The following is a 23252-nucleotide window of genomic DNA, read 5'->3' as shown; positions in this document are numbered from 1 at the left end:
CTTGTATCCCTTTATGGACCCGTAGTATCAAAGTTTATCGAGTCGTTGTTGAATGTCCTGATGGCGGCCTTTATCGGCTAATTCTCTGCCTGGACGGGCCGGAGCCGCCAGCGCTTTCTGTAGATAGAGTTTGCCCTGTGCCTTACGCCCTTGATCTATAAGAAAGTCACCGTAGAAATAGTTTGGATCAATACCCGTTGGATTAATCTGTAAAGCCTGTTTCAACAACCGTTCAGCCTGCTTGTCATCACCAAAGCCAATCGGCCAGCCAGGAACCTGATAATAGAGGGCACCGAGACTGGTATAAGCGGAGCCATCCAGCGCCTTGTCATCCAACTTTATTGCCAGTTCCAACTTCATTCTCGCTTCTTTGGCCAGTTCCAAAGCCCCCAGCCCCCCCTTCTCACCGGCCCAACTACTCTTGACGATCGCAGACCAGATCAACAGGTCTACGCGTGAACCGTTAGCTGAACTGGCTTTATCCGCAACGGCGCTGAGTTGCTCCAGACAGCCTTCTTTCTGTTTCGCCGCAACCTGATACTGGCAAACCGCCCATTGGTTCTGAATATCGGCCAAATCACTCTGGGCAACAGCGGTTGTACTACCAAAGAGCGTCAACACCAACAATAACTTTTTCATCGTGAGTCCTTCTTCTCAAGGGCAGCTTTGGCATGGCGGGCAATAATATGCCGCTGTTTAGCCAACGCTTTATCGACCACTGCGGGGAACAGTGCATTCAGTTTGACAAAGAACCGCTCTGGCCAACCCAACCATCGTCGTTTTATCTGTTTGTTTAGAGCAACAATCACCTCATCAGCAACCCATTCAGCACTGTCACTTTTGGTGCCTAATTCAGCATTCATGGCATTCACCGCCGCAGAGTTAAGCGTGGTTTGTGTCGCCCGGGGGGCAAAATAGAGCACGTTAATCGATGAGCCGACAAGTTCCCTGCCGAGAGCTTCACTGAAGCCACGCAGTGCAAACTTGCTCGCACAATAAACGCTATATCCGGCATAACCAATGCTGCCAAAGCTGGAACCAATATTCATAATGATGCCAGGTCGGTCTATATAAGGCAGCAAAGCCCGGGTCAGTAGTATTGGGGCCTGAATATTTATGGCTAACTGCTGCATTATTTGTTGCTCGCTTTGATCCTCAAGCCAGGCAAAATGATTGGCCCCGGCATTGTTGATCAGGATATCAATATGCTGTTGTTGGCAAAGCAGCTCAACTTGCTTTGTCAATTGCGTGAAATCGCCAAGATCGGCGATCCAAACCTGGTGATTTTCCGGGCGGGGTAATGTATTAGCTAGCGTGGTGAGAGCCGTTTCATTACGCCCATGTAATATCAGACAAGCCCCCTGCTTTGCCAAAGCATGAGCCAGTGCCTGGCCAATACCACCGCTGGCACCGGTAAGAAAAATACGGCTGTTGTTGAGCCTCATTGCGCTGGCTCCATCAGGCCACGCAGCATGTCGCCATAAAGTTGGTAGACCACTTTGGCAGTATGTATAATCGCGGCACGATCTTCACTTTTTTCCACCTGGTCCATTAATGATGCAAAAAAGGCCAGATGTTCTTTGTCCAATTCACCATGCGAGCTGAGATAACTCATGGCTTTCTCTGGTAATCCCAGGCCCTGTTTGAGCTGTTCGGCAACGGTAGTAGCAATGGCGACGCTGGTGCCCTCAAGGACATGCACCATACCGAAAATACCCATAGGGTTGAGGCGAGAGACGTGATCGTAGAGGAACGCAATCATCAACTCGATTGCCAATACCGGCTGGCCATGACGAACCGCTTCGGCATCCCCGCCGCACGTCCTGATATCATTTAATATCCATTCCTGATGGCCATACTCTTCATCAATGTATTCGGCAATGGCTCCGCGAACCCATTCATATTCTGAGTTCATCCGGCCACCGGCAGTCATCAATAAAGGCACGGTATGGCTGACATGATAAAAAGCCTGTGTCAAAAAGGCGATATACATTGCGGCATTAATATTCCCGCAGCGGCAAGCCTCTATGACCGGGGCGGAAAGGAGCTTCTCTCTGTCCACCGCCGTCTCTCGCTGTAACAATTGATAAAAACTCATGTGATATCTCCCGCGATTAACTGATGAATACGTGTGTGATAGGTGGAAAAAATCTGCTGTCTTTTCGGGCGCCCATTGGTGGTTAATAAACCGTTTTCAACCGTTAACTGTGCCAAAAAATAATGATGGATCCGTGCATAGTCAGGTAACCGTCCATTAAGTTGAGATAGCTGATCGGCAAGGCTACTTTCATAACCGGGTGTCACCTGGATCAGCGCAACATTTGCGGGTAAGCCATCACCAAAGATGACCAAGCGGGATATTGCTGGAAAAAGCTGAGCTTCCGCCTCGATCCATTCCGGTGAAAAATTTCGGCCAAAGGCGGTGATCTGAATATTCTTTTTACGGCCGGTGATATGAAGAAAACCTTGGGCATCAAAATGACCGAGATCGCCGGTTGCCACCGGGGATCTTGCAACAGGTTCCCCCAGATATCCCAGCATTGTGGCGCCAGAAATCAAGATCTCCCCATCCGGAGCAATGGTTATTTGGCAGTGCGGTAACGGTTCACCCACCGAGCCAGGCAATGCATGCCCTGGCGCATTGAGGGCAACAACCGAGCCGCATTCTGATAAGCCATACCCTTCAAAAACCGGCAAACCCAATTGATGCGATTTAACCACTAAATCCGCAGTAACCTTTCCCCCGCCGACGGCGACAAAACGCAGGCTCTCCGCCAACCCTGGGTTATGGGTGCACATCATAACGAATAAACGCAGCAGTTCAGGCACCAATACCAAGCTGTGCGGCCGCCATTGTGTAATAGCTTGGGCAAGGATCTGAGCAGAGAACTGGCTAGATCCTGTCAAGCCCACTTCAGCCAGCGAGGGGATACGGCTACATGCGCCACTGAGCAACGGAACATACAGCCCGGTAATGTTTTCAAGCAAAGTAGACAGTGGCAGCAATGTCAGATGCTGCTGTATGTTTGCCGCAGCAACCCGCTCGGCAAGCGCCAGGCTGACTTGCATCAAGTGCTCCTGACTCAAACATACCCCTTTGGGATGCCCGGTTGTCCCTGATGTATAGGTGATCTTGGCCGTATTGGCGGGCAATTCAGCAACAGATAGTGGCTGCCGACGTTGCAAAGGGTAATCAAGGAAGGGGGTCGTTATCCACCCTTGCCGGGCAGGCCCAATCAAGGCATCGGCACCGCTACTTTCCAGCAACCAGTCTTGTTGTTCAGCACTGAAAAAAACGGGGACCGGTATGATGACAATATTGGCTAACAGGCAAGCCAGATCGATCATGGCCCACTCCAGGCCATTATTCAAAAACAGGGCCAGCCGCGATATTTTCTCATTACTGAGTTGCTCGGCCAGAGAAGTGGTTTGTCGCAATAAATCGGCGTAGCTGATGCTCTGCTGACTATCACATAACGCAGGGCGAGAGCCGTCTGTGGCCGCAATGTGTTCAATACGCTCAAAAAGGATCATAGCTGCACGCTCATTTGCACGGGAAAGATATCCGGCATGGGGCCAAACAATGAAAGCAATAAACTGGTTTCACTCAGAATTTGGCGGCCCTGTTTAAGATCGCCAACCATGACACAGGGCTGCCCCTGATAATATTCTCCCCAGGCCTGGGCATCCTCACCCATTCGATCCGGCAATGCGGGGGCCAGCTCCAGAGGGGTTAGGTGCAACCGGTGGAAGATATTTCTCAACTTTTTGGTCCCGGTAAATGCCACATAGTCGAGTTGGTTTTCGTAGAGTAGCCGGCAAATTGCCGCAAACATGATCCGGGCATTTCCGGATTCAGAGCAGGCAAAGTTTCCTATTTCAACCAGGCGGTTACGTGGCAAGATGGTTCCCGTCTGTGCGGCAACCACCTCTTCAATCGGCGCATCCAGATAACGCTCAAGGTACAGTGGCGCGTTGTCAGCGCGGTTCAGACCACAGGCACCAACCAGAACGCCATCAGCTCGGTACATACCTAACAGATAAGGCAGGAAGTGAGGAATGAGCGCATTAAACTGCCGACCATATTCGTGCTGTATATAAGCCTGTAATAAGGCCCTATGCTCATGGTTCTCAGCAAATAACAACTGGTACGGTGCCTGGATATGCATACTCATAATCGCGCCCCTCTGACTGATAATGGGCAGTGTAGCGATATAAGCTTAAGAAAGAGTTAAGGCGAGAGAGCACAGAACCCTATTTAAAACTCAAGGCCATCAAGCAACCTGGCTGCTTTATCCACTATTTCCCTTCACCGTTAACCTCAGGTAGTATCACCACAAGCTGTATAAAAAAACAGGTAACGACATGCAACCCTTACTGCTGCAATCCGCCAAGATTTCCCGCGATCAATTCCGTGGTGAAACCATCACCAACGGCAAGTTTCTGAACTGCGATTTCTCCGGCACCGATCTGACCGATACCCAGTTTATCGGCTGCGTTTTCTATGACGAAGAGACCCAGCTCGGCTGCAACTTCAGCCGCGCGGTGTTGAAAGATGCCAGCTTTAAAAGCTGCGATCTCTCGCTGGCCGATTTCAGAAATACCCAGGCCCTCGGCCTGGAGATCCGCGAATGCAAGGCACAGGGGGCCGATTTTCGTGGCGCCAGCTTTATGAACATGATTTCTCAGCGCAGCTATTTTTGCAGCGCCTTTATCATCAAAAGCAATCTGAGCTACAGCAATTTCTCCAAGGTGGTGCTGGAGAAATGTGAGCTGTGGGAAAACCGCTGGAGTGGCGCTAACGTGTTGGGCGCCAGCTTTATTGGCTCCGATCTGTCCGGCGGGGAGTTCAATCAGTTTGACTGGCGGGCCGCCACCTTCAACCACTGCAATCTGACCGGCGCAGAGCTGGGGGAGATGGATATCCGCCAGGTTGATCTGGAGGGGGTACAGTTGGATAGCCAGCAAGTCGTTGGGCTAATCGATCGGCTGGGGATAATCCTGGTCAGTGACTCCTGATTGCCAGCCGCCATCACAGTGCCTAATACGCCATTAAGATTAATCATCGGCCATCGCCTTGATTTTATTGCGCCGTTCGCCAATGATTCCAAATACTTTTCCCATCCTCAAGGATCCGTATGAACCCATCGGCCACTGTTCTCTACACTGATAGCGACTTTTTCAGCCCCTATGCCATGTCGACCTTTGTGGCGCTCACGGAGAAAGGCATGCCGTTTACCGTCAAGCCGGTGGATCTTTCACTGGGGGAACAGCAAAGCCAGGCCTACGGCAGCCTGTCGTTAACGCTGCGGGTACCGACGCTGGTGATGGGCAGCTTCCAGCTTTCCGAGTCTTCCGCCATTGAGGAATATTTGGAAGAACTCCACCCAGCCCATCCGCTCTACCCGCGTGACATCAAACAGCGTGCCAAAGCCCGTGAGATCCAGGCATGGTTGCGTAGCGATCTGTTGCCGCTGCGGGCCGAACGCCCAACCGAGGTGATTTTCAGCGCGGTCAAATTTTCCCCATTGAGTGCGGATGCCCAACGGGCAGCCAACAAACTGCTGACCGCGGCGCAAAAGTTGCTGAGCCACGGCCAGGATCATCTGTTCCACGAATGGTGCATCGCCGATACCGATCTGGCGCTGATGCTCAACCGGCTGGTGATACATGGCGATCAGGTGCCGGAGCCGCTGCGCCACTATGCACAAAAACAGTGGCAGCGCCCATCAGTGCAGGCGTGGTTGGCATTACCAGAGAAAATGCGGAGCTAAAAAAACCGGCGGCCACGACGCCGCCGTTCTCAACGGTGAGAAACATCACTTCTTGCTCGGAGGAAACGCTCCCAGCGTAGGCCAGCGGGGAGCGTTCAAGTCTTGAGGGTTAACAGCTCACGTCAATACACAGATACTTCAGTTCCAGATACTCTTCAATGCCGTAGCGAGAGCCTTCGCGACCCAGCCCAGACTGTTTGATACCGCCGAAAGGCGCCACCTCGTTAGAGATCAAACCGGTATTGATGCCCACCATGCCGTATTCCAACGCCTCCGGCACCCGCCATTGACGGGCAGCGTTTTGCGTAAACAGGTAAGCAGCCAGACCAAATTCGGTATCGTTGGCCATCGCGATAGCTTCCGCTTCGTCATGGAAACGGAACAGCGGCGCCACCGGGCCAAAGGTTTCTTCTTTGGCAAAGCGCATCTGCTGGGTCACACCGGTAACCACCGTTGGCTGGAAGAAGGTCCGGCCCAGCGCATGCGGCTGCCCGCCGGTGGCGATCTGCGCCCCTTTGATCAGCGCATCATCAATGTGGCTCTGCACTTTCTCTATCGCGGCCTCATCGATCAGCGGCCCCTGCGTTGTCCCTTCCTGTGTGCCATCACCGACTTTCAGTTGCTCAACCGCGGCCACCAGCTTATCCACCAGGCGATCGTAGATACCGTCCTGAACGTAGATGCGGTTGGCGCAAACGCAGGTCTGCCCGCTGTTGCGGAATTTGGAGGCCATGATCCCGGCGACGGCCGCGTCCAGATTCGCGTCGTCAAACACGATCACCGGCGCGTTGCCGCCCAGTTCCAACGAAAGCTTTTTAATGGTTGGCGCACATTGGGCCATCAGGATGCGCCCAACCTCGGTCGATCCGGTAAAGCTCAGCTTGCGCACTACCGGGCTATCGCACAGCACTTTACCCACCTGTGCCGCTTCGCCGGTTACCACCTGCAATACGCCAGCGGGAATACCGGCATCCTGCGCCAGTTTGGCCAATGCCAATGCGGTCAGCGGCGTTTGCTCAGCCGGTTTAACGATCATGGTGCAGCCTGCGGCCAGCGCAGGTGCTGCCTTACGGGTGATCATCGCTGCCGGGAAGTTCCACGGCGTGATCGCCGCACAGACGCCGATCGGCTGTTTCACCACGACCAGACGTTGTGAAGCCTGTGGTGCCTGTAATACGGCACCGTCTACACGCTTGGCTTCCTCGGCGAACCAGGTAATAAACGAGGCGGCATAGGCCACTTCGCCACGCGCTTCCGCCAGCGATTTACCCTGCTCAGCGGTCATCAGCTGCGCCAGATCTTCCTGAGCCGCCATGATTTTATCGGCCCAGGCCAGCAACAATACGGAACGCTGCTTGGCGGTCTGTTGCTTCCAGCCGATTTGTGCCTGCTGCGCGGCATTAATTGCCTGCTGAGTTTCCTCTGCACTCACCAGAGGCACCGTTGTCAGCTCCACACCGTTGGCCGGGTTGATCACGGCTTCACGTTTGCCGCTGCGCGCATCGCACCACTCGCCGTTAATCAAGCATTGGCTACGCAGCAGATCGGGATTTTGCAGTTTCATGGATATTGCTCCTTATTGGGCCAGCGCGCGGGAAAGGATTGCCAGCGCCTGGTTAAACTGGGCATCAGGAATGGTCAGCGGGTACAGGAAACGGATCACGTTACCGTTCACCCCACAGCTGAGTAGCAACAGTCCTTCTTCCTGAGCTTTTTGCTGTACCTGACGGGTAAACTCCGGCGACGGTTTACCGGTTGCCGGGTCGTTGAACTCTACTGCCACCATGGAACCCAGCGCGCGAATATCCACAATCGCCGGGCAGTGGCTACGTGCCTGTTGCAGCACTTCCACCAAATGTTGCCCCAAACGCTGGGAGCGTTGGCACAGCTGCTCTTCTTCAATTACGTCCAATACCGCCAGCGCGGCAGCAACGGCTAATGGGTTACCGGCGTAGGTACCGCCAAGGCCGCCGGGAGCGGGGGCATCCATCACTTCAGCACGGCCCGCCACGGCAGACAGCGGCATACCGCCAGCCAGGCTCTTCGCCATGGTGATCAGGTCCGGTTTCACCGCATAGTGGTCCATCGCAAACAGCTTGCCGGTACGGGCAAAGCCGGTTTGCACCTCATCGGCGATCAACAGGATACCGTGTTGGTCACACAGCGTACGCAGCGCCTGCATGAATTCTGCCGGAGCCACGTTAAAGCCCCCTTCACCCTGCACCGGCTCCAGTACGATCGCGGCAACCTGCTTGGGATCGATATCGGCCTTAAAGATGCGTTCCAGGCTGTTCATGGCATCTTCGGTGCTGACACCATATAGCGCATTCGGATACTGGCCGTGGAAAACGGAGCCAGGGAACGGGCCAAAGCCCAGTTTGTAAGGGGCCACTTTACCCGTCAGCGCCATGGTCATATAGGTACGGCCATGGAATCCGCCGCCGAAGGTGATCAGGCCTGGGCGCCCTGTGTATGCGCGGGCGATCTTCACCGCATTTTCTACCGCTTCTGCGCCAGTGGTGAAGAAAGCGGTTTTACAGGTGCCTTCGATCGGAGCACGTTGGTTGATGCGCTCTGCCAGCGAAATATAGCTTTCATAAGGAACGATCTGGTATGCCGTGTGGGTAAACGCCTGGAGCTGCTTTTCAATGGCGGCGATCACCTTGGGATGACGGTGGCCGGTATTAAGCACCGCAATGCCCGAGGCAAAGTCGATCACCTCATTGCCTTCCACATCCCACAGGGTGGCATTTTCTGCACGCTCGGCGTAAAAACCACACATCACGCCAATCCCTCTTGGGGTAGCGGCCAGACGACGTTGATTCAGTTCTGCGTTTTTCATGCTGTTCTCTCCGGGCGGGACCAGTTATCGGTTTTGTTCACAAACGTGAAACATTGCGTTTATTTACACCTGATGTGGCCCTATAATCGAGTGCCAGTTACGATTAATTGAGGGATCCAATTGCGCTCATTGAGTGGTGACCTGCTGCTGCAACGCCTCGGCGAGCAGCCCGATGATAAACTGCACAAGCGGTTATACAATGCCATTCGTACCAGTATTCTGGACGGCAGCCTGCCCCCTTCCAGCCGCCTGCTGGCGTCACGCGACCTGGCACAAGAGCTGGGTCTCTCACGTAATACGGTTTTAACCGTTTATGAACAATTGCTGGCGGAAGGATATGTGTTTTCACGCCAGGGAAGTGGAACCTTCGTCGCAGAAACGGTACCCGACAGCTGTTTATCCACCGCCAGCCAGCCGATTGGCGGTGACGGCGAGCCACGGCGTGCCGAGCTGTCGCAACGTGGCATCACGCTACTGCAACACGCCAGCGCCAGCCCGAAACAGTGGGGAGCCTTTATCCCCGGCGTCCCCGACGTGAATGCATTCCCGCATCACATCTTCAGCAAACTCCAGGCACGCATCAGCCGCCGCCCGACATCGCAACGCTTAACCTACAGCAACCAGGGCGGCAGCCCGGAACTGCGGCATGCGCTGGTGGACTATCTGCGGGTGTCACGTTCGGTGCGCTGCTCGCCGGAACAAATTCTGATCACCGAAGGCATTCACCAGGCGATCGATCTAGTCACCCGCATGTTGTGTAATCCGGGAGATGACGCCTGGATCGAGGAGCCCGGCTATTGGGGGATCCGCAATATCCTGCGCATGAACGGCGTCAATATCTGCCCCTGGGCGGTGGACGAGGCCGGGATGGTGCCACCAGAACAACCAGCGGCCTTGCCACGGCTGATTTTTGTCACCCCTTCGCACCAATACCCGTTGGGCTCGGTGATGAGCCTGGCACGTCGGCAACGGCTGCTAGCTTTGGCCCGTGCGGCTGGCGGCTGGATCGTAGAGGATGATTATGACAGCGAATTCCGCTTCTCCGGCCAACCGATCCCCGCCTTGCAGGGGTTGGAAGCCGATGCGCCGGTGATCTACATCGGCACCTTCAGCAAAACGCTCTATCCCGCCCTGCGGCTGGGCTATGTGGTGCTTCCCAAGCCACTGATGGACGAGTTAAAAACGGCCCACGCCGAGCTTTATCGTGGTGGTCACCTGATCATTCAGGCGGCGCTGGCGCAGTTTATTCAGGAGGGCCACTATACGGCGCATATCCGCCGTATGCGGTTGCTGTATGCCAAACGCCGTGGGTTCCTCACCGCGTTGATTGAGCAGCATCTGGGTAAGCAGGCGTTAAGCGAGTTCAACAGCAATGCCGGGCTGCACCTGGTGCTCAATCTGCCGGATGATGCCGACGATGTCGCCATCGCTGCGGCGGCCAATGAACGCGGGGTGCTGGTAAGGGCGTTATCGCGGTATTACATGCTGCCAAACGCGCGGCGCGGGCTGCTAATGGGCTTTGCCTGCGTGCCCGAAGAGCAGATGGCGGCGGCGTTTGACGTGTTGTTGGAGTGTATAGGCCCCTCACCCAAACCCTCTGGGTTGGGGTGAGGGGTAATCTATCAATCCAGCAAATCGCCGATATCATCCTGGGTGGATGGAGGATCCTGACGCATCCCCTTGGTCAGCCACAGCAGATAAATAAAACCGGCAAACAGCCAGGTGAAGCCCACTTTCAGCGCTTCGGGATCCAGGTTGACCCATAGCCATACCGACATGCCAAAACCAATCAGCGGCAGCAGACCGTATTTGAACATCGCGTTCAGCCCACGGCGTTTTTGGTTAATCAGGAAGTGTTTGATCACGCTGAGATTAACGAAGGTGAACGCCCCCAGTGCACCAAAGCTGATCATCGACACCACCATGCTCAAATCCATCCACAACGCCAGCAACGAGATGATCGCGACAAACACAATCGCGCGCCACGGAGTGCGGAAACGAGGATGAAGGTGGTAGAACACTTTGCGCGGCAACACGCCTTCACGCCCCATGGCGTAGAAAATACGTGAGACGCCGGTTTGTGCAGACATTGAAGAGGCATACACCCCGGTAAGATAAGTGGCCATAAAGAAGTTGTACATCCACTTGCCGCCGACATGCTCCGAAATAATCAGGCTGGCGGTGTCCTGATGCGGGATCAGTGATTGCCAGTCAGGATAGGCCAGATGCGCGGCGTAGGAGACGGCAACAAAGATGCCACCGGCACAGATCACGGTAATCAGGATCGCACGCGGCAGAGTGCGTTTGGCGTCGGCGGCCTCTTCAGCCATGGTAGCAATAGCGTCAAAGCCCAGGAAGGCCAGGCACAGCACCGCAGCCCCAGCGATCAGACCGGAAAAATCACCAGCATCCACCAGCAGCGGCTTCATCAATGACGCCGGGCTGAGATCGGCCTCGCTAAACGCCAGCACGATAAACAGCACGATAAACACCATCTGCAAGGCAATCAGCGTGAAGTTCACCGAGCTAAGCAGGCGCACGCCCAGAATATTCAGCGCGCTGACGCTGGCAATGGAGCCAAGAATAAACACGTAAGCAGGGATCGACGGGAATGCCTCGTGCAAGAAGATACCTAAAACCAGATAGTTAAGCATCGGCAGGAACAGATAATCGAGGATCTGCGCCCAACCTACCAGGAAACCGGTTTTACCACCAAAACTACGCTGTACGTAGGAATAGGCCGAACCTGCCAGCGGCATGGCGTTGGTCATCCGGCAATAGCTCAGGGCGGTAAACAGGATGGTCACGATGGTAACCAGATAAGCGACGGGTAAGTGGCCCTGGCTTAACACGGTAACCTGACCGTAGGTGGTAAACACGCCCAGTGGCACCATATAGGCAAGGCCAAACGCAACCAGGGCGGGGGTTTTAAGAACTCGTTGCAACCGAATGTTTTGCGGCATTACCGTATCATCTCCTGGCGCAGCTCAGCGCTATTCAGGGCCAATCCCAATAGGCTATTTGATTCGCTGCGGTAAAAACAAGGGGACGGATTCTGGCACAAGTTAGGCTGCCGGGGAAGCTAACAATCCGCTTTCAGAAAACCAGGTGGCAATAGGTAAAGAACTGGGGCACAACCCGTTGATTTATTGTTTGCAGGATGAGGAAAAGCGGTAAAAATTACCCTTCATGGCAATGTTGCCGAATTTGTAGAGGCGCTGCATGCAACGCCTCCAGGTAAAATGACCGCTTAATTCACATTGCTATCAGGATTGATAGCTGATCTTCCCACCAACCAACGTCCGCTCGATGCGGGTTTGGTACAGTTTCTCTGCCGGTTGCTCAAACAGATTATGGTGCAGGACGATCGCATCAGCAAATTTGCCCACTTCCAGTGAGCCAATGTACTGCTCTTTGGCGATCATATAGGCCGCATCGATGGTGGCTGCGCGCAGCGTCTCGATCAGGGTCAGATCGCGATCGTTATCCAGACGTGGCCCAGCAGGGTTGCCTTCGCTATCCCACGCGCGGCGGGTCATCCCCACCTGCAGGTTATACCACTCATCCAGGCGATCGATCGGCCAGTCGCTGCCATAGGCCAGCCGCGCACCGGCATCCAGGAAGCGTGCCGCGGGCTCCAGGTGAGGGAAACGAGCTTCACCCAGCATCTCGCGCTCTTCATCGATCAGCACGCCTGGTAAACCGGCCCACTGGAACGAAAGTACCGCCGTCGCGGCCAAAGAGGCAAAGCGCGCATACTGATGCGGCGCAACCAGTTCGTTATGGGCCAGCCCTGGACGGATATCCTTGCCCGGGCAGGCCGCACGCATCAGCTCAACCGCATCCAACACCTGCTCGATTGCCCCATCGCCTACCGTATGGGTATGCGGATGCAGACCAGCACGACCACATTCGACGATCAGTGCGTTCAGCACCGGCGTGGTGAAGTAGAGATCGCCATAACGCTCACTCTTGGCCTCCCCATGATGTTCGCGGTAAGGCTCCAGCAGCGCTGCTGTCATAGTGGGTGGCTGCAAAACACCATCAACAAACAGCTTAAGATGGTCAACAGAGATCCCGGCCAGTGGCGTCCAAGGCTGGCTGCTCCACTGTTCGGCAAAGGCGACAACCTCTTGCACCGCACGGGCAGCGTCTTCCGGCCCTTGTACGCTGTCTGGCGTGACTTCTTTAGCCCCCAGCACGCGTAAGGTCAGCTCACCGCGATCGCGCAGTACGGCGAAAGCCTCCAGTTGCTCCGCAAACACGCGGGTGTCCATCACCGTGGTTACGCCCTGCTCATGCAACACCTGCTGCACATGGGCCGCCACCTGCACGTTCTGTTCCGCCGTGCCGGAAGGAATGCTGTCGAAGGCGCGCATGGCCGGAGCATCTTCCAGGATCCCGGTCAGTCGGCCATTGGCATCGCGGGCGATCTTGCCATCTGGCGGCACTGGCGTATTTTCATCAATGCCCAACATCTCCAGCGCACGGCTGTTAGCCGCCAGCGTATGGCAATCGTTAGCGAACAACGCTACCGGGCGGCGGGTGTTCAGAGAGTCCAGCAGAGCACGGCTCATGTCCGCCCCCACCGGGATCATCGCCTGACGCTGCCAGGCGCGCACCGTCAGCCATTCGTCATCGCCAGCCGGATACTTATCCAGATGATCCTGTATATGCTGCAAGGTCTGTTCTGCCGTCAGCGCCGCATAGTGCAGGCTGCACCCCTTGAGCTGTTTGCCACCCCAGAATGGGTGCATATGGCTGTCGATCAGGCCCGGCATCATCATTTTGCCATGCAGATCGATGCGTTCGGTGGTGGGTGTCGCCAGCGCAAGCACCTGCTCATCTGTCCCTACAGCAAGAATGTATCCTTGCCCTATCGCCAACGCACTACAAACACGATTTTCCGCATCTGCGGTGAAGATAGTGCCGTTGTAATAAATTACCTCGGCTGCTGTTGCCACTGGAGTCATAGTCATTGTCTCGAAACCTCACAAAATGACCTTAAGTATACCAAAAACTCCCCAGCTTGGCCCCTCAGGCGGGGTTACATTGCTTGAAAGCACCAACCCGCTGCCGACCAAGCCAAACGATGGGTCAATCGCAGCGCCTGCAAGAAATCCTCATCGTGCGATACCACCAGCATCGCCCCCGGGAACTCCGCTAGCGCCGCTTCAATTGCCTGCGATGAGGCCAGATCCAAATGGTTGGTCGGTTCATCCAGCAGCAGGAGTTGCGCAGGCTCACGCCGCCACAGCACACAGGCCAGCGCCGCTTTCAACCGCTCTCCGCCACTCAATGCCACCAACGGCAGCGTGACCCGGTCGGCATTCAGTTGCAGTTGCGCTAGTTGGCTACGCAACACTCCTTCGGCCAGCGGGGTATCCTGTAAACCCAGATGATCGACCACCGAACGCGTCAGATCGAGCTGGGACAGGTTTTGATCGAGATAGGCCAGCGATACCGAGCAATGGCAATGACCAGCGCTGGCAGCCAGTTGCCCCAGGATCACCTTCAACAGCGTGGATTTTCCACAGCCGTTCGGGCCGGTGATGGCGACGCGCATCGGGCCATCCATCCGCCAGTCGAGCGGCGGCAAGGTGACAAACGGCAGCTGTAACTGTTCCAGTACCAACACCTGTTTACCCGCAGCCACCGCGCTGCCCGGTAAGGTCAGCATCACCGGGTTATCCTCTTCAACCCGTTCCTTCGCCTCGCGCACCGCTTCATCCAGCGTGTTCTTTTGCCCCTGATGCTGTTTACGCAAGGTGCCCATCGTGTCGCGCGCAGCCCCTTTGAGGGCCGCTTTCTCAAAAGAGGCGATATTCAGCGAATCCACGGTTCTCAGCGTGCGGGCGGAATGGCGCTGGTAATTGTCATGCTCTTTCTGCTGGCGGGCGCGGACGCGCCGTCTTTCCAGCGCAGCATGTTCCAGTTGGGCACGCGCCGCCTGTTGCTCTTGCTCACGCAGCCGATGGTAATCGTGATAGTTGCCGCCATAGCTGCGCAGCGCCTCGGGTGTCAGTTCGACAATCCGCTGCATCCGCGCCAGCAGTTGTCGATCGTGGCTGGCAATCAACAGACCACCCCGCCACTGTGCCAATTGCTGATACAGCCATTCACGGCCCGTGCTATCGAGGTGATTGGTCGGTTCGTCCAGCAACAGGAAATCGGCCCCCGACATTAACGCGCCACACAAAGCCGCACGCATACGCTCGCCGCCACTCAGCTCTCCGGCTGGCCGTTGCGGGTCAAAATCAGGCAATCCCGCCGCCGCAAAAGCCGTGCTCAAGCGATCCGCCAGATCCCACAGGCCCTCAAGACGATCGATATCGTCCAGCCGCGGGCAACCTTGCTCAAGACGGGCCAGGGCGGCAAACACCTCGCCGTAGCCCAGCAGCGTTGCCAGAGTCGTCTGTTCGGTGAAGTGCGGCTGCTGCGCCACATAGGCGAAGGTTGCCTGCGTCTCAATATGGCCAGAGGCGGGTTGATCCAGCCCGGCAATCAGACGTAGCAGGCGAGTTTTCCCCACGCCGTTACGCCCCACCAAGCCACAGTGCTGCTGTTCAACGGCCAGATTAAGCGGGCCAAACAGCGTTTCGCCATTGGCAAACTGACAGGTTAATTGATGTAAAACGAAATAAGGGGACTGCGCAAAATGAGCCATAAGCACTCCTGAATGAAATCAAAACCTCCCCATACGGCACGAGCGTGCTCGGTATAGGGCCAGATATCAGCAGGTGTGGTTGTTCATTTTCGGTAATGGCTCCGCAGAGAGAAAAGGGATAAAGCGAGCCGATGTTAGCCGATCTTTTATACCGATTGCAAACATGAGGTCTATCACATTCAGCACATCCGCGTTTCCCAAGTGCGCCGACAACGGCTAGATTTATCTCATCCGACCACTTGAGTGGTCGTCAAAACTATAACAACTCATACCCTATGGATTTCAAGCTGCAGCTAGGCGACAAGCTTGCTCATCCCCAGGAGCTTACTTTTGGGTAAGTGACTGGGGTGAGCAAGCGCAGGTAACAACGCTGCAGCTTGAAAGACGACGGGTATATATTTTGGAGACTGCAATGAGTGCTTACCCCCACCTGCTTGCGCCGTTGGATCTCGGCTTCACCACCCTGAAAAATCGGGTGCTGATGGGCTCGATGCACACTGGCCTGGAAGAACTGCCTGATGGCCCCGAGCGTATGGCAGCATTCTATGCCGAGCGGGCCGCTGCCGGTGTCGCCCTGATCGTGACCGGCGGTATAGCTCCCAATGAGAAAGGCGTGGTGTATCGCGGGGCATCGGTCCTGAACCAGCCACAGCAGGTTGCCCATCACCGGATCGTGACCGAGGCTGTCCATCAGGCTGGGGGCAAGATTGCCCTGCAAATCCTGCATACCGGGCGCTATAGCTATCAGCCACAGCCGGTAGCCCCTTCGGCGATGCAAGCGCCGATTAACCCATTCAGCCCAGCGGCGCTGACTACCCAAGAAGTTGAACAAACCATTGCCGACTTCGCCAACTGCGCGGCATTGGCTCAGCAGGCTGGCTATGACGGCGTAGAAGTCATGGGGTCTGAGGGCTACCTGATTAACCAGTTCCTGGTCTCGCGCACCAACCAGCGCACCGACCAATGGGGCGGCAGTTTCAGCAACCGCATGCGTTTCGCCGTCGAGATTGTGCGGGCCGTGCGTGAAGCGACCGGGCCGGAATTTATTCTGATCTACCGCCTGTCGATGCTCGATCTGGTGGAGGATGGATCCAGTTGGCAGGAGATCGAACAGCTTGCCGTGGCGATCGAACAGGCTGGCGCAACGCTGATCAACACCGGCATTGGCTGGCACGAAGCACGCATTCCTACCATCGCCACCATGGTGCCACGCGCTGGGTTCAGCTGGGTGACGCGCAAGCTGATGGGCAAAGTGAAGATCCCGCTGATCACCACCAACCGCATTAACGATCCGGCGGTGGCGGAACAGGTTTTGGCCGATGGCTGTGCCGACATGGTCTCCATGGCGCGCCCGTTCCTGGCGGATGCGGCGTTCGTGCAGAAAGCCGCTGAAGGCCGTGCAGACGAAATCAACACCTGCATCGGCTGCAATCAGGCCTGCCTGGATCAGATTTTCGATCACAAACTCACTTCCTGCCTGGTCAACCCTCGCGCCTGCCGCGAAACCGAAATGCCATTCATCGCCACGGCAATGCCTAAAAAACTGGCCGTGGTGGGTGCCGGGCCTGCCGGGTTGGCGTTTGCCACCACCGCCGCCAGCCGTGGGCATCAGGTAACCCTGTTTGACGCCGCCGAGCAGATCGGTGGCCAGTTCAATATCGCCAAGCAAATCCCCGGCAAGGAGGAGTTTCACCAGACGCTGCGCTATTTCCGCCGTCAGTTGGTGCTCAATGAAGTGGAACTGAAGCTGGGACAGCAGGTGCAACCGCAGGATCTGGCGGATTTCGATGAGGTGATCCTCGCCTGCGGTATCGTGCCGCGTATGCCAGCGATTGCGGGCATCGAACACGCCAAGGTGATGAACTATCTCGATGTTTTGCGCGATAAAAAACCGGTTGGGCAACGGGTCGCCATCATCGGGGCCGGGGGAATTGGCTTCGACGTCGCCGAATACCTCAGCCAGCACGGCACCTCCAGTAGCCTGGATCCGGCAGCGTTTAACCGCGAATGGGGGATCGATTCGCTGCTAGAGCAACGCGGGGGGCTGAGCGCCCAAGGGCCGGAAGTACCAGCCTCGCCACGCCAGATATTCCTGTTGCAACGCAAAACCAGCAAGGTCGGTGAAGGCCTGGGTAAAACCACCGGTTGGATCCATCGCACCAGCCTGGCGGTACGCGGCGTGAAGATGCTCAATAGCGTGAACTATCAACGGATTGACGACGAAGGTCTGCATATCCTACGTGCCGAGCAGGAAAGCTGCTTGCCGGTAGATACAGTGGTGATTTGTGCCGGGCAAGAACCGCGCCGTGAATTGCAGCAACCACTGCTGGAGATGGGGAAAACGGTGCATCTGATTGGCGGTGCCGACGTGGCTGCCGAGCTGGATGCCCGCCGCGCTATCGATCAGGGCACGCGGCTGGCCATGGCACTGTAATCCATTGATTAGACGGGCGCAGTATAATGCTGCGCCCCTACATCAATAACGCGCGCCAGACTTGACCGCTTTGAGGATCAAGAACTTCTGGTTGGAGGCCACGGTGGTGCAGTTGCCGAACAAACGCCTCAGCTTCTGGTAGTAATCCAGATGGCGGTTGCCGACGATCCACAGCTCACCCCCCACTTGCAGGCAGCGCTTGGCGTCGCAGAACATCTGCCAGGCGGTGTGATCGGTGATCGCATGCTGCTGGTGGAACGGTGGGTTGCACAGTACCGCCTGCAGGCTTTCACGCTCAATGCCCGCCAGCGAGTTGTTCACTTCAAACTGACAGCGATCCATCTCCTGCGGCAGGTTGTGCGCCACGTTCAACTCGCTGGACGCCACCGCCATGTAAGACTCATCGACGAAGGTCATCTGCGCTTGCGGGTTCTGCACCAAGGCACACATACCGATAATACCGTTGCCACAGCCGAGATCGACAATATGGCCCTGCAAATCCTTCGGCAGGTTTTCCAAGAACAGGCGTGCGCCAATATCCAGGCTACCGCGTGAGAACACGTTGGCATGGTTGTGGATCAGCCAGTCCGTGCCGTCGAGCAGCCAGTCGGTGGTTTCCGGCGCTGCCGGTGGCACGATGTCAGCTACCTGGCAATAAATCAGGCGGGCCTTTTTCCAGGCCAGGCTGGTGCGGGTTGGGCCAAGCACCCGCTCAAACACTTGCATGGTCGAGGTATGCACGTCACGCGCTTTGGCACCGGCCACGATCAGCGTATCGGGTGCCACCACGTCACGCAGGGCACGTAATTGCTGCTCCAGCAGCGCCAACGCTTTCGGGATGCGCATCAACACTACTGCCGGGTTGGCAGGCAGTTCAGCCAAGCTGTCTTGCAAGGTGACCTGCTCAACATCGAGCTCATTCAGCTTGAGGTTATGGCGCGTCGCCAGTTGGCTCATGTATGAGTCGCTGATGCTGTAAGGCTTATAGCCATGCAGGGCACAGGCCAGCGTGCCGAAGTTGTCGTTAAAAATCAGTACCGGGCGTTCACCGATGTCGACATTTTCCAGCTGTTGCAGCAGATATTCGTCCGCCGCTTCCCACGCCTGCAGCTGGGTGGCTTCTTCCTGTTGGGGATAACGCTCCAGCTCAAGTTGCTGTGTTCCCAGATCGAGTTGGCTCATTGCCCCTCCTGAATAGTAAATTTGGGCTGTTTATCCCCTAAAAACGCTCGGCAGTAAAATGTTTTTTGGGATTAATTGCCCTTTAAGGGATTTGAGCAACAAAACGTCATACAATGCTCGCCCCGGTTTACCACTGAATACTGAATAACATGTCTGAACTGAGCTACCTGCAAGGCTACCCCGATCATCTGCAAATGCAGGTGCAACAACTCATCCAGCAACAGCGTCTGGGCGAGGTTTTGTTGCAGCGCTATCCGCAGGTTCATGGCTGCACCACCGACAAGTCGCTTTATCAGTTTACCGTCGATCTGAAAAATCAGTATCTGCGTAATGCTCAACCGCTGAGCAAGGTGGCCTACGACAGCAAAATCCAGGTGATGAAGCACGCCTTGGGGCTGCATACCGCCATTTCCCGGGTGCAAGGTGGCAAGCTGAAAGCTAAAGCCGAAATCCGCGTGGCGACGGTGTTTAAAAACGCCCCGGAGCCTTTCCTGCGCATGATCGTGGTCCACGAGTTGGCGCACCTGAAAGAGAAAGACCACAACAAGGCGTTTTACAGCCTGTGCTGCCATATGGAACCCAGCTATCACCAGTTGGAGTTTGATACCCGTCTGTATCTGACCCATCTCTCCTTATTCGGTGAACTCTATGAATAATCAGCCTTTTTAAGCAAATATTCGCCTAATCTCTGCGGCGTGATAATCTGGTTCCTTGAGCTATCTTCCTGTGGAAACTGGAGTCACCCATGATTCGCTTTGCTGTTGTCGGCACCAACTGGATCACCGAACGTTTTATCGATGCGGCTCACGAAAGCGGCAAGATGAGGCTGACCGCCATCTATTCGCGTAAGCTCGAACAGGCGCAGGCCTTTGGCGCCAACTATCCGGTCGAACACTTCTTTGACTCGTTGGAAACGCTGGCGCAATCCGACGTGATTGATGCGGTGTATATTGCCAGCCCCAACTCTCTGCACTGCCAACAATCTCTGCTATTCCTAAGCCATAAAAAGCATGTGATTTGCGAGAAGCCGCTGGCGTCAAATCTGCGCGAAGTGGAACAACTGGTGGCCTGCGCACGGGAAAATCAGGTGGTGCTGTTTGAAGCGTTCAAAAGCGCCCACTTGCCCAATTTTCTTATCCTGCAACAGGCATTGCCGAAGATTGGCAAACTGCGTAAGGCATTTATCAACTATTGCCAATACTCCTCTCGCTATCCCCGTTACCTGGCCGGTGAAAATCCGAATACCTTCAACCCGCACTTTTCCAACGGCTCGATCATGGACATTGGCTATTACTGCGTGGCCAGCACCGTGGCGCTGTTTGGTGCGCCGCAAACGGTATTGGCTAGCGCAACATTGCTTGATACCGGGGTGGATGCCCACGGCAGCGTGTGCCTGAACTATGGTGACTTTGACGTGGTGATCAGCCATTCCAAGGTCAGCAACTCGGACATTCCGAGCGAGATCCAGGGCGAAGAAGGCACGCTGGTGATTGAAAAAATCTCCGAAGCCCAAGGCGTGGTGCTGACGCCACGCGGTGAAAATAGCCAGGTACTGACCCAGCCGCAACACATCAATACCATGCTGTATGAAGCACAAGTGTTTGCCGAACTGGTGGAAAAACGGCAGGTCGAGCATGTGGGCCTGGAGAATTCCCTGATCGTCGCCAGCCTGCTGACGGAGATCCGCCGCCAGACCGGCGTAGTGTTCCCCGCTGACGGAGAATAAAATGAAACCGCTGTTGTTGATGCAAACCGGTGATGCACCGCAGATGATCCAGCAGGAGCAGGCCAATTTTGAGCAGATGTTCCTAAAACAGGGGAATATCGACGCCGATCGAGTACATATCGTGCACGTCCTCGCCGGTGAAACACCGCTGCCTCCGGAAGATTACTGCGGCGTGGTGATCACCGGTTCAGCTGCGATGGTGACCGAACGACTTCCCTGGAGCGAACAGGCGGCAGAATGGTTGCGCCAGGCAATGCAAATCAATCTGCCGATATTTGGTGTGTGCTACGGCCACCAGCTTTTGGCTTATGCGCTGGGCGGCGAGGTGGGCTACCACCCACAGGGCATGGAAGTCGGCACTCTCGAGATCGAGTTATTACCCGCTGCCCGCTCAGATAAGCGTCTTGCCACCCTGCCTGCTCGCTTCAACGTGAACCTGATCCATGCGCAAAGCGTACTAACGCCGCCGCCAGGGGCTGAAGTGCTGGCCCGTTCGCAACAGGACGCCTGCCAAATCCTGCGTTACGGTGATAACGCCCTGACCACCCAGTTCCACCCGGAATTTAATGGGGCGATCATGCAGCGCTACCTGAGCTGGCTGAGCGAGTTGGAACCGGCCAAGCAGCAAACTTATCGGCTTAAACAACAACAGGTTAGCGATACCCCGTTCAGCCAGCTGTTGCTGCAGGACTTTGTCGCCAGCCTTGGCGCCCAGCAGGCATTGGCCGGGGTCGGTTGAGGTTGGCCGCCATAATCTGTTATCCGGGGCGCTAGACGCCCCGCGATTATTTGGCAAATAGCCATAAACGCCAAATGTTATGACGATCACACAAATGTAAACAGCATGTTATCAATCATTGATCCATGCAGGTAATTTCATCATCTCCCCTTTTCAAGATCCCCCATTTACTGAATACTGGCATAGCAAACATACTTAGTTACAGATATGACGATAAGTTGCCCGGCCACGTTTCAGCTGAGGCGCAGCAATCTGTACATCACATTCTCAGGGAGCGGAAACGCAAGCGCATCATGAATAAACTCTTACTACGCATCACTCAGGGCAGCCTGGTTAAGCAAATATTGATCGGCCTGGTAGCGGGCATTGTGGTGGCACTGGTTTCGCCAGCCGCTGCAGTAGCCGTTGGCCTGCTCGGCTCGTTGTTCGTTGGCGCGCTGAAGGCGGTGGCACCGCTGCTGGTACTGGTGTTGGTCATGGCCTCCATTGCCAACCATAAGCAGGGCCAAAAAACCAATATCCGCCCCATCCTGTTCCTCTACCTGCTGGGTACCTTTGCCGCCGCGCTTACCGCCGTGGTGATCAGCTTTATTTTTCCTTCCACGCTGGCGCTGGCTGTAGGCACCACCGATATCAACCCGCCGGGTGGCATCGTTGAAGTGCTCAAAGGCTTACTGATGAGCGTGGTGGCGAACCCATTCCATGCGCTGATCAACGCCAACTATATCGGCATCCTGGCCTGGGCCGTGGGTTTGGGGTTGGCACTACGCCATGCCTCTGATACCACCAAATCGCTGATCACCGATATGTCCCATGCAGTGACCATGGTGGTTCGTGCGGTGATCCGCTGTGCGCCGCTGGGTATCTTTGGCCTGGTAGCGTCAACCCTGGCCGATACCGGCTTTAGCGCACTGTGGGGCTATGCCCAACTGCTGTTCGTGCTGATCGGCTGTATGCTGCTGGTGGCGTTGGTGCTGAACCCGCTGATCGTTTACTGGAAGATCCGCCGTAATCCTTATCCACTGGTGTTCACCTGCCTGCGCGAAAGTGGCGTTACCGCCTTCTTTACCCGCAGCTCCGCAGCCAACATTCCGGTGAATATGGAACTTAGCAGAAAGCTGAATCTGAACGAAGATACCTATTCGGTTTCTATCCCGTTAGGGGCGACCATCAACATGGCCGGTGCCGCGATCACTATCACCGTGTTGACACTGGCGGCGGTTCATACGCTGGGCATTCCTGTTGATGTACCAACTGCACTGCTGCTGAGCGTGGTTGCGGCGATCTGCGCCTGTGGGGCTTCCGGCGTGGCCGGTGGTTCACTGCTGTTGATCCCGCTGGCTTGCAACATGTTCGGTATTCCTAACGAAATTGCGATGCAGGTCGTTGCCGTCGGCTTTATCATCGGCGTACTGCAGGACTCGGCTGAAACCGCGCTCAACTCCTCCACCGACGTGCTGTTTACCGCAGCGGCCTGTCAGGCGGAAGACCAGCGTTTGGCCAATGAAGATCCGCTGAAAGTTCGCTAAGTCCCCTCACCCCAACCCTCTCCCACAGGGAGAGGGAGCTGATAGCCTCTACTCTGTTGGAAGCGTGGAGGTAATCTCAGCAACCTGCATTTTATTACTTAATGGGCTGACATTCTCTCCCACAGAGAGGGAGCTGATAGCCTCTGCTCTGTTGGAAGCGTGGAGGTAATCTCAGCAACCTGCACTTTATTGCTTAATAGGCTGACACTCTCTTCTACAGGGAGCTGATAGCCTCTGCTCTGTTGGAAGCGTGGAGGTAATCTCAGCAACCTGCATTTTATTGCTTAATAGGCTGACATTCTCTCCCACAGAGAGGGAGCTGATAGCCTCTGCTCTGTTGGAAGCGTGGAGGTAATCTC

The 23252-nt window shown here is 55.7% G+C and carries 19 protein-coding genes; 8 read left to right on the top strand and 11 right to left on the bottom strand.

Annotated features, from left to right (window positions below; translation table 11 throughout):
- Nucleotides 1–27: 27 nt before the first annotated feature.
- Genes ACMV5I_RS05375 through ACMV5I_RS05355 form a run of 5 tightly spaced genes read right to left on the bottom strand, consistent with a single transcriptional unit; the run spans nt 28 to nt 4175 of the window.
- Complete coding sequence (locus ACMV5I_RS05375) at nt 28–639, bottom strand: tetratricopeptide repeat protein (RefSeq protein WP_261262764.1); 612 nt, start codon at nt 637–639, stop codon at nt 28–30.
- Nucleotides 636–1445 (bottom strand): SDR family oxidoreductase, encoded by an 810-nt coding sequence (locus tag ACMV5I_RS05370; protein ID WP_414823808.1) that lies wholly within the window; start codon nt 1443–1445, stop codon nt 636–638. The genes ACMV5I_RS05375 and ACMV5I_RS05370 overlap by 4 nt, the downstream gene beginning before the upstream one ends.
- Nucleotides 1442–2098, bottom strand: coding sequence for a TenA family transcriptional regulator (locus ACMV5I_RS05365; RefSeq protein ID WP_261467008.1), 657 nt, complete (start codon nt 2096–2098; stop codon nt 1442–1444). Before ACMV5I_RS05365 ends, ACMV5I_RS05370 begins: the two co-directional genes overlap by 4 nt.
- A complete protein-coding gene (locus ACMV5I_RS05360) occupies nt 2095–3534 on the bottom strand; it encodes an AMP-dependent synthetase/ligase (protein ID WP_414823807.1) in 1440 nt (479 codons plus the stop codon). Before ACMV5I_RS05360 ends, ACMV5I_RS05365 begins: the two co-directional genes overlap by 4 nt.
- Nucleotides 3531–4175, bottom strand: coding sequence for a thermostable hemolysin (locus ACMV5I_RS05355; protein ID WP_261262760.1), 645 nt, complete (start codon nt 4173–4175; stop codon nt 3531–3533). The genes ACMV5I_RS05360 and ACMV5I_RS05355 overlap by 4 nt, the downstream gene beginning before the upstream one ends.
- 190 nt (nt 4176–4365) lie before the next feature.
- Here ACMV5I_RS05355 and ACMV5I_RS05350 point away from each other — a divergent pair, with 190 nt between their 5' ends.
- A complete protein-coding gene (locus ACMV5I_RS05350) occupies nt 4366–5019 on the top strand; it encodes a Qnr family pentapeptide repeat protein (protein WP_121607907.1) in 654 nt (217 codons plus the stop codon).
- A gap of 119 nt (nt 5020–5138) precedes the next feature.
- A complete protein-coding gene (yfcF, locus tag ACMV5I_RS05345; RefSeq protein ID WP_024483076.1) occupies nt 5139–5774 on the top strand; it encodes a glutathione transferase in 636 nt (211 codons plus the stop codon).
- A gap of 109 nt (nt 5775–5883) precedes the next feature.
- Here the strand turns inward: yfcF and ACMV5I_RS05340 are convergent, their stop codons facing one another.
- Both ACMV5I_RS05340 and ACMV5I_RS05335 read right to left on the bottom strand, forming a co-directional pair.
- A complete protein-coding gene (locus ACMV5I_RS05340) occupies nt 5884–7338 on the bottom strand; it encodes an NAD-dependent succinate-semialdehyde dehydrogenase (RefSeq protein WP_021180637.1) in 1455 nt (484 codons plus the stop codon).
- 12 nt (nt 7339–7350) lie between these two features.
- The gene (locus tag ACMV5I_RS05335; RefSeq protein WP_024483077.1) at nt 7351–8616 is read right to left on the bottom strand and encodes a 4-aminobutyrate--2-oxoglutarate transaminase; all 1266 of its coding nucleotides are present in this window, start codon (nt 8614–8616) and stop codon (nt 7351–7353) included.
- Between the two features lie 120 nt (nt 8617–8736).
- Between ACMV5I_RS05335 and ACMV5I_RS05330 the strand changes: the two genes are divergently transcribed.
- Nucleotides 8737–10227 carry a PLP-dependent aminotransferase family protein gene (locus ACMV5I_RS05330; RefSeq protein WP_414823806.1) on the top strand — a complete coding sequence of 497 codons (1491 nt, stop codon included), beginning with the start codon at nt 8737–8739 and terminating at the stop codon, nt 10225–10227.
- An 11-nt stretch (nt 10228–10238) separates the two neighbouring features.
- Here the strand turns inward: ACMV5I_RS05330 and ACMV5I_RS05325 are convergent, their stop codons facing one another.
- The 3 genes from ACMV5I_RS05325 to ACMV5I_RS05315 all read right to left on the bottom strand — a co-directional run bounded on the left by ACMV5I_RS05325 (nt 10239) and on the right by ACMV5I_RS05315 (nt 15283).
- Nucleotides 10239–11579 (bottom strand): APC family permease, encoded by a 1341-nt coding sequence (locus ACMV5I_RS05325; protein ID WP_024483079.1) that lies wholly within the window; start codon nt 11577–11579, stop codon nt 10239–10241.
- Nucleotides 11580–11882: 303 nt separating this feature from the next.
- Nucleotides 11883–13589, bottom strand: a complete 1707-nt coding sequence (locus tag ACMV5I_RS05320; RefSeq protein WP_202811063.1) for an amidohydrolase — start codon at nt 13587–13589, stop codon at nt 11883–11885.
- Nucleotides 13590–13663: 74 nt separating this feature from the next.
- The gene (locus tag ACMV5I_RS05315) at nt 13664–15283 is read right to left on the bottom strand and encodes an ABC-F family ATP-binding cassette domain-containing protein (protein ID WP_414823805.1); all 1620 of its coding nucleotides are present in this window, start codon (nt 15281–15283) and stop codon (nt 13664–13666) included.
- A 412-nt stretch (nt 15284–15695) separates the two neighbouring features.
- Here ACMV5I_RS05315 and ACMV5I_RS05310 point away from each other — a divergent pair, with 412 nt between their 5' ends.
- Nucleotides 15696–17717, top strand: a complete 2022-nt coding sequence (locus ACMV5I_RS05310; protein ID WP_414823804.1) for an FAD-dependent oxidoreductase — start codon at nt 15696–15698, stop codon at nt 17715–17717.
- Nucleotides 17718–17759: 42 nt separating this feature from the next.
- Here ACMV5I_RS05310 and rlmG read toward each other — a convergent pair whose 3' ends face one another.
- Entirely contained in the window at nt 17760–18899 is a 1140-nt protein-coding gene (gene rlmG, locus ACMV5I_RS05305; RefSeq protein ID WP_414823803.1) for a 23S rRNA (guanine(1835)-N(2))-methyltransferase RlmG, read from the bottom strand.
- Nucleotides 18900–19048: 149 nt separating this feature from the next.
- Here rlmG and ACMV5I_RS05300 point away from each other — a divergent pair, with 149 nt between their 5' ends.
- The 4 genes from ACMV5I_RS05300 (at nt 19049) to sstT (ending at nt 22893) form a co-directional block, all read left to right on the top strand.
- A complete protein-coding gene (locus ACMV5I_RS05300; protein ID WP_021806929.1) occupies nt 19049–19555 on the top strand; it encodes a M48 family metallopeptidase in 507 nt (168 codons plus the stop codon).
- An 89-nt stretch (nt 19556–19644) separates the two neighbouring features.
- Nucleotides 19645–20625 carry a Gfo/Idh/MocA family protein gene (locus ACMV5I_RS05295; protein WP_414823802.1) on the top strand — a complete coding sequence of 327 codons (981 nt, stop codon included), beginning with the start codon at nt 19645–19647 and terminating at the stop codon, nt 20623–20625.
- Between the two features lies 1 nt (nt 20626).
- Nucleotides 20627–21364, top strand: a complete 738-nt coding sequence (locus ACMV5I_RS05290; protein WP_414823801.1) for a glutamine amidotransferase — start codon at nt 20627–20629, stop codon at nt 21362–21364.
- 293 nt (nt 21365–21657) lie between these two features.
- The gene (gene sstT / locus ACMV5I_RS05285; protein WP_414823800.1) at nt 21658–22893 is read left to right on the top strand and encodes a serine/threonine transporter SstT; all 1236 of its coding nucleotides are present in this window, start codon (nt 21658–21660) and stop codon (nt 22891–22893) included.
- Nucleotides 22894–23252 lie beyond the last annotated feature (359 nt).

The sequence above is a fragment of the Serratia sp. T13T92 genome (genome assembly GCF_047530105.1).
Lineage (GTDB): Bacteria > Pseudomonadota > Gammaproteobacteria > Enterobacterales > Enterobacteriaceae > Chania > Chania fonticola.
The sequence above is the reverse complement of the archived record's forward strand: the minus strand, read 5'-3'. Positions and strand labels throughout refer to the sequence as shown.

Excerpts from the sequence above, each read along its gene's own strand:
- ACMV5I_RS05375 (WP_261262764.1), bottom strand. The coding sequence starts at position 639 with ATGAAAAAGTTATTGTTGGTGTTGACGCTCTTTGGTAGTACAACCGCT.
- ACMV5I_RS05370 (WP_414823808.1), bottom strand. The coding sequence starts at position 1,445 with ATGAGGCTCAACAACAGCCGTATTTTTCTTACCGGTGCCAGCGGTGGT.
- ACMV5I_RS05365 (WP_261467008.1), bottom strand. The coding sequence starts at position 2,098 with ATGAGTTTTTATCAATTGTTACAGCGAGAGACGGCGGTGGACAGAGAG.
- ACMV5I_RS05360 (WP_414823807.1), bottom strand. The coding sequence starts at position 3,534 with ATGATCCTTTTTGAGCGTATTGAACACATTGCGGCCACAGACGGCTCT.
- ACMV5I_RS05355 (WP_261262760.1), bottom strand. The coding sequence starts at position 4,175 with ATGAGTATGCATATCCAGGCACCGTACCAGTTGTTATTTGCTGAGAAC.
- ACMV5I_RS05350 (WP_121607907.1), top strand. The coding sequence starts at position 4,366 with ATGCAACCCTTACTGCTGCAATCCGCCAAGATTTCCCGCGATCAATTC.
- yfcF (WP_024483076.1), top strand. The coding sequence starts at position 5,139 with ATGAACCCATCGGCCACTGTTCTCTACACTGATAGCGACTTTTTCAGC.
- ACMV5I_RS05340 (WP_021180637.1), bottom strand. The coding sequence starts at position 7,338 with ATGAAACTGCAAAATCCCGATCTGCTGCGTAGCCAATGCTTGATTAAC.
- ACMV5I_RS05335 (WP_024483077.1), bottom strand. The coding sequence starts at position 8,616 with ATGAAAAACGCAGAACTGAATCAACGTCGTCTGGCCGCTACCCCAAGA.
- ACMV5I_RS05325 (WP_024483079.1), bottom strand. The coding sequence starts at position 11,579 with ATGCCGCAAAACATTCGGTTGCAACGAGTTCTTAAAACCCCCGCCCTG.
- ACMV5I_RS05320 (WP_202811063.1), bottom strand. The coding sequence starts at position 13,589 with ATGACTCCAGTGGCAACAGCAGCCGAGGTAATTTATTACAACGGCACT.
- ACMV5I_RS05315 (WP_414823805.1), bottom strand. The coding sequence starts at position 15,283 with ATGGCTCATTTTGCGCAGTCCCCTTATTTCGTTTTACATCAATTAACC.
- ACMV5I_RS05310 (WP_414823804.1), top strand. The coding sequence starts at position 15,696 with ATGAGTGCTTACCCCCACCTGCTTGCGCCGTTGGATCTCGGCTTCACC.
- rlmG (WP_414823803.1), bottom strand. The coding sequence starts at position 18,899 with ATGAGCCAACTCGATCTGGGAACACAGCAACTTGAGCTGGAGCGTTAT.
- ACMV5I_RS05300 (WP_021806929.1), top strand. The coding sequence starts at position 19,049 with ATGTCTGAACTGAGCTACCTGCAAGGCTACCCCGATCATCTGCAAATG.
- ACMV5I_RS05295 (WP_414823802.1), top strand. The coding sequence starts at position 19,645 with ATGATTCGCTTTGCTGTTGTCGGCACCAACTGGATCACCGAACGTTTT.
- ACMV5I_RS05290 (WP_414823801.1), top strand. The coding sequence starts at position 20,627 with ATGAAACCGCTGTTGTTGATGCAAACCGGTGATGCACCGCAGATGATC.
- sstT (WP_414823800.1), top strand. The coding sequence starts at position 21,658 with ATGAATAAACTCTTACTACGCATCACTCAGGGCAGCCTGGTTAAGCAA.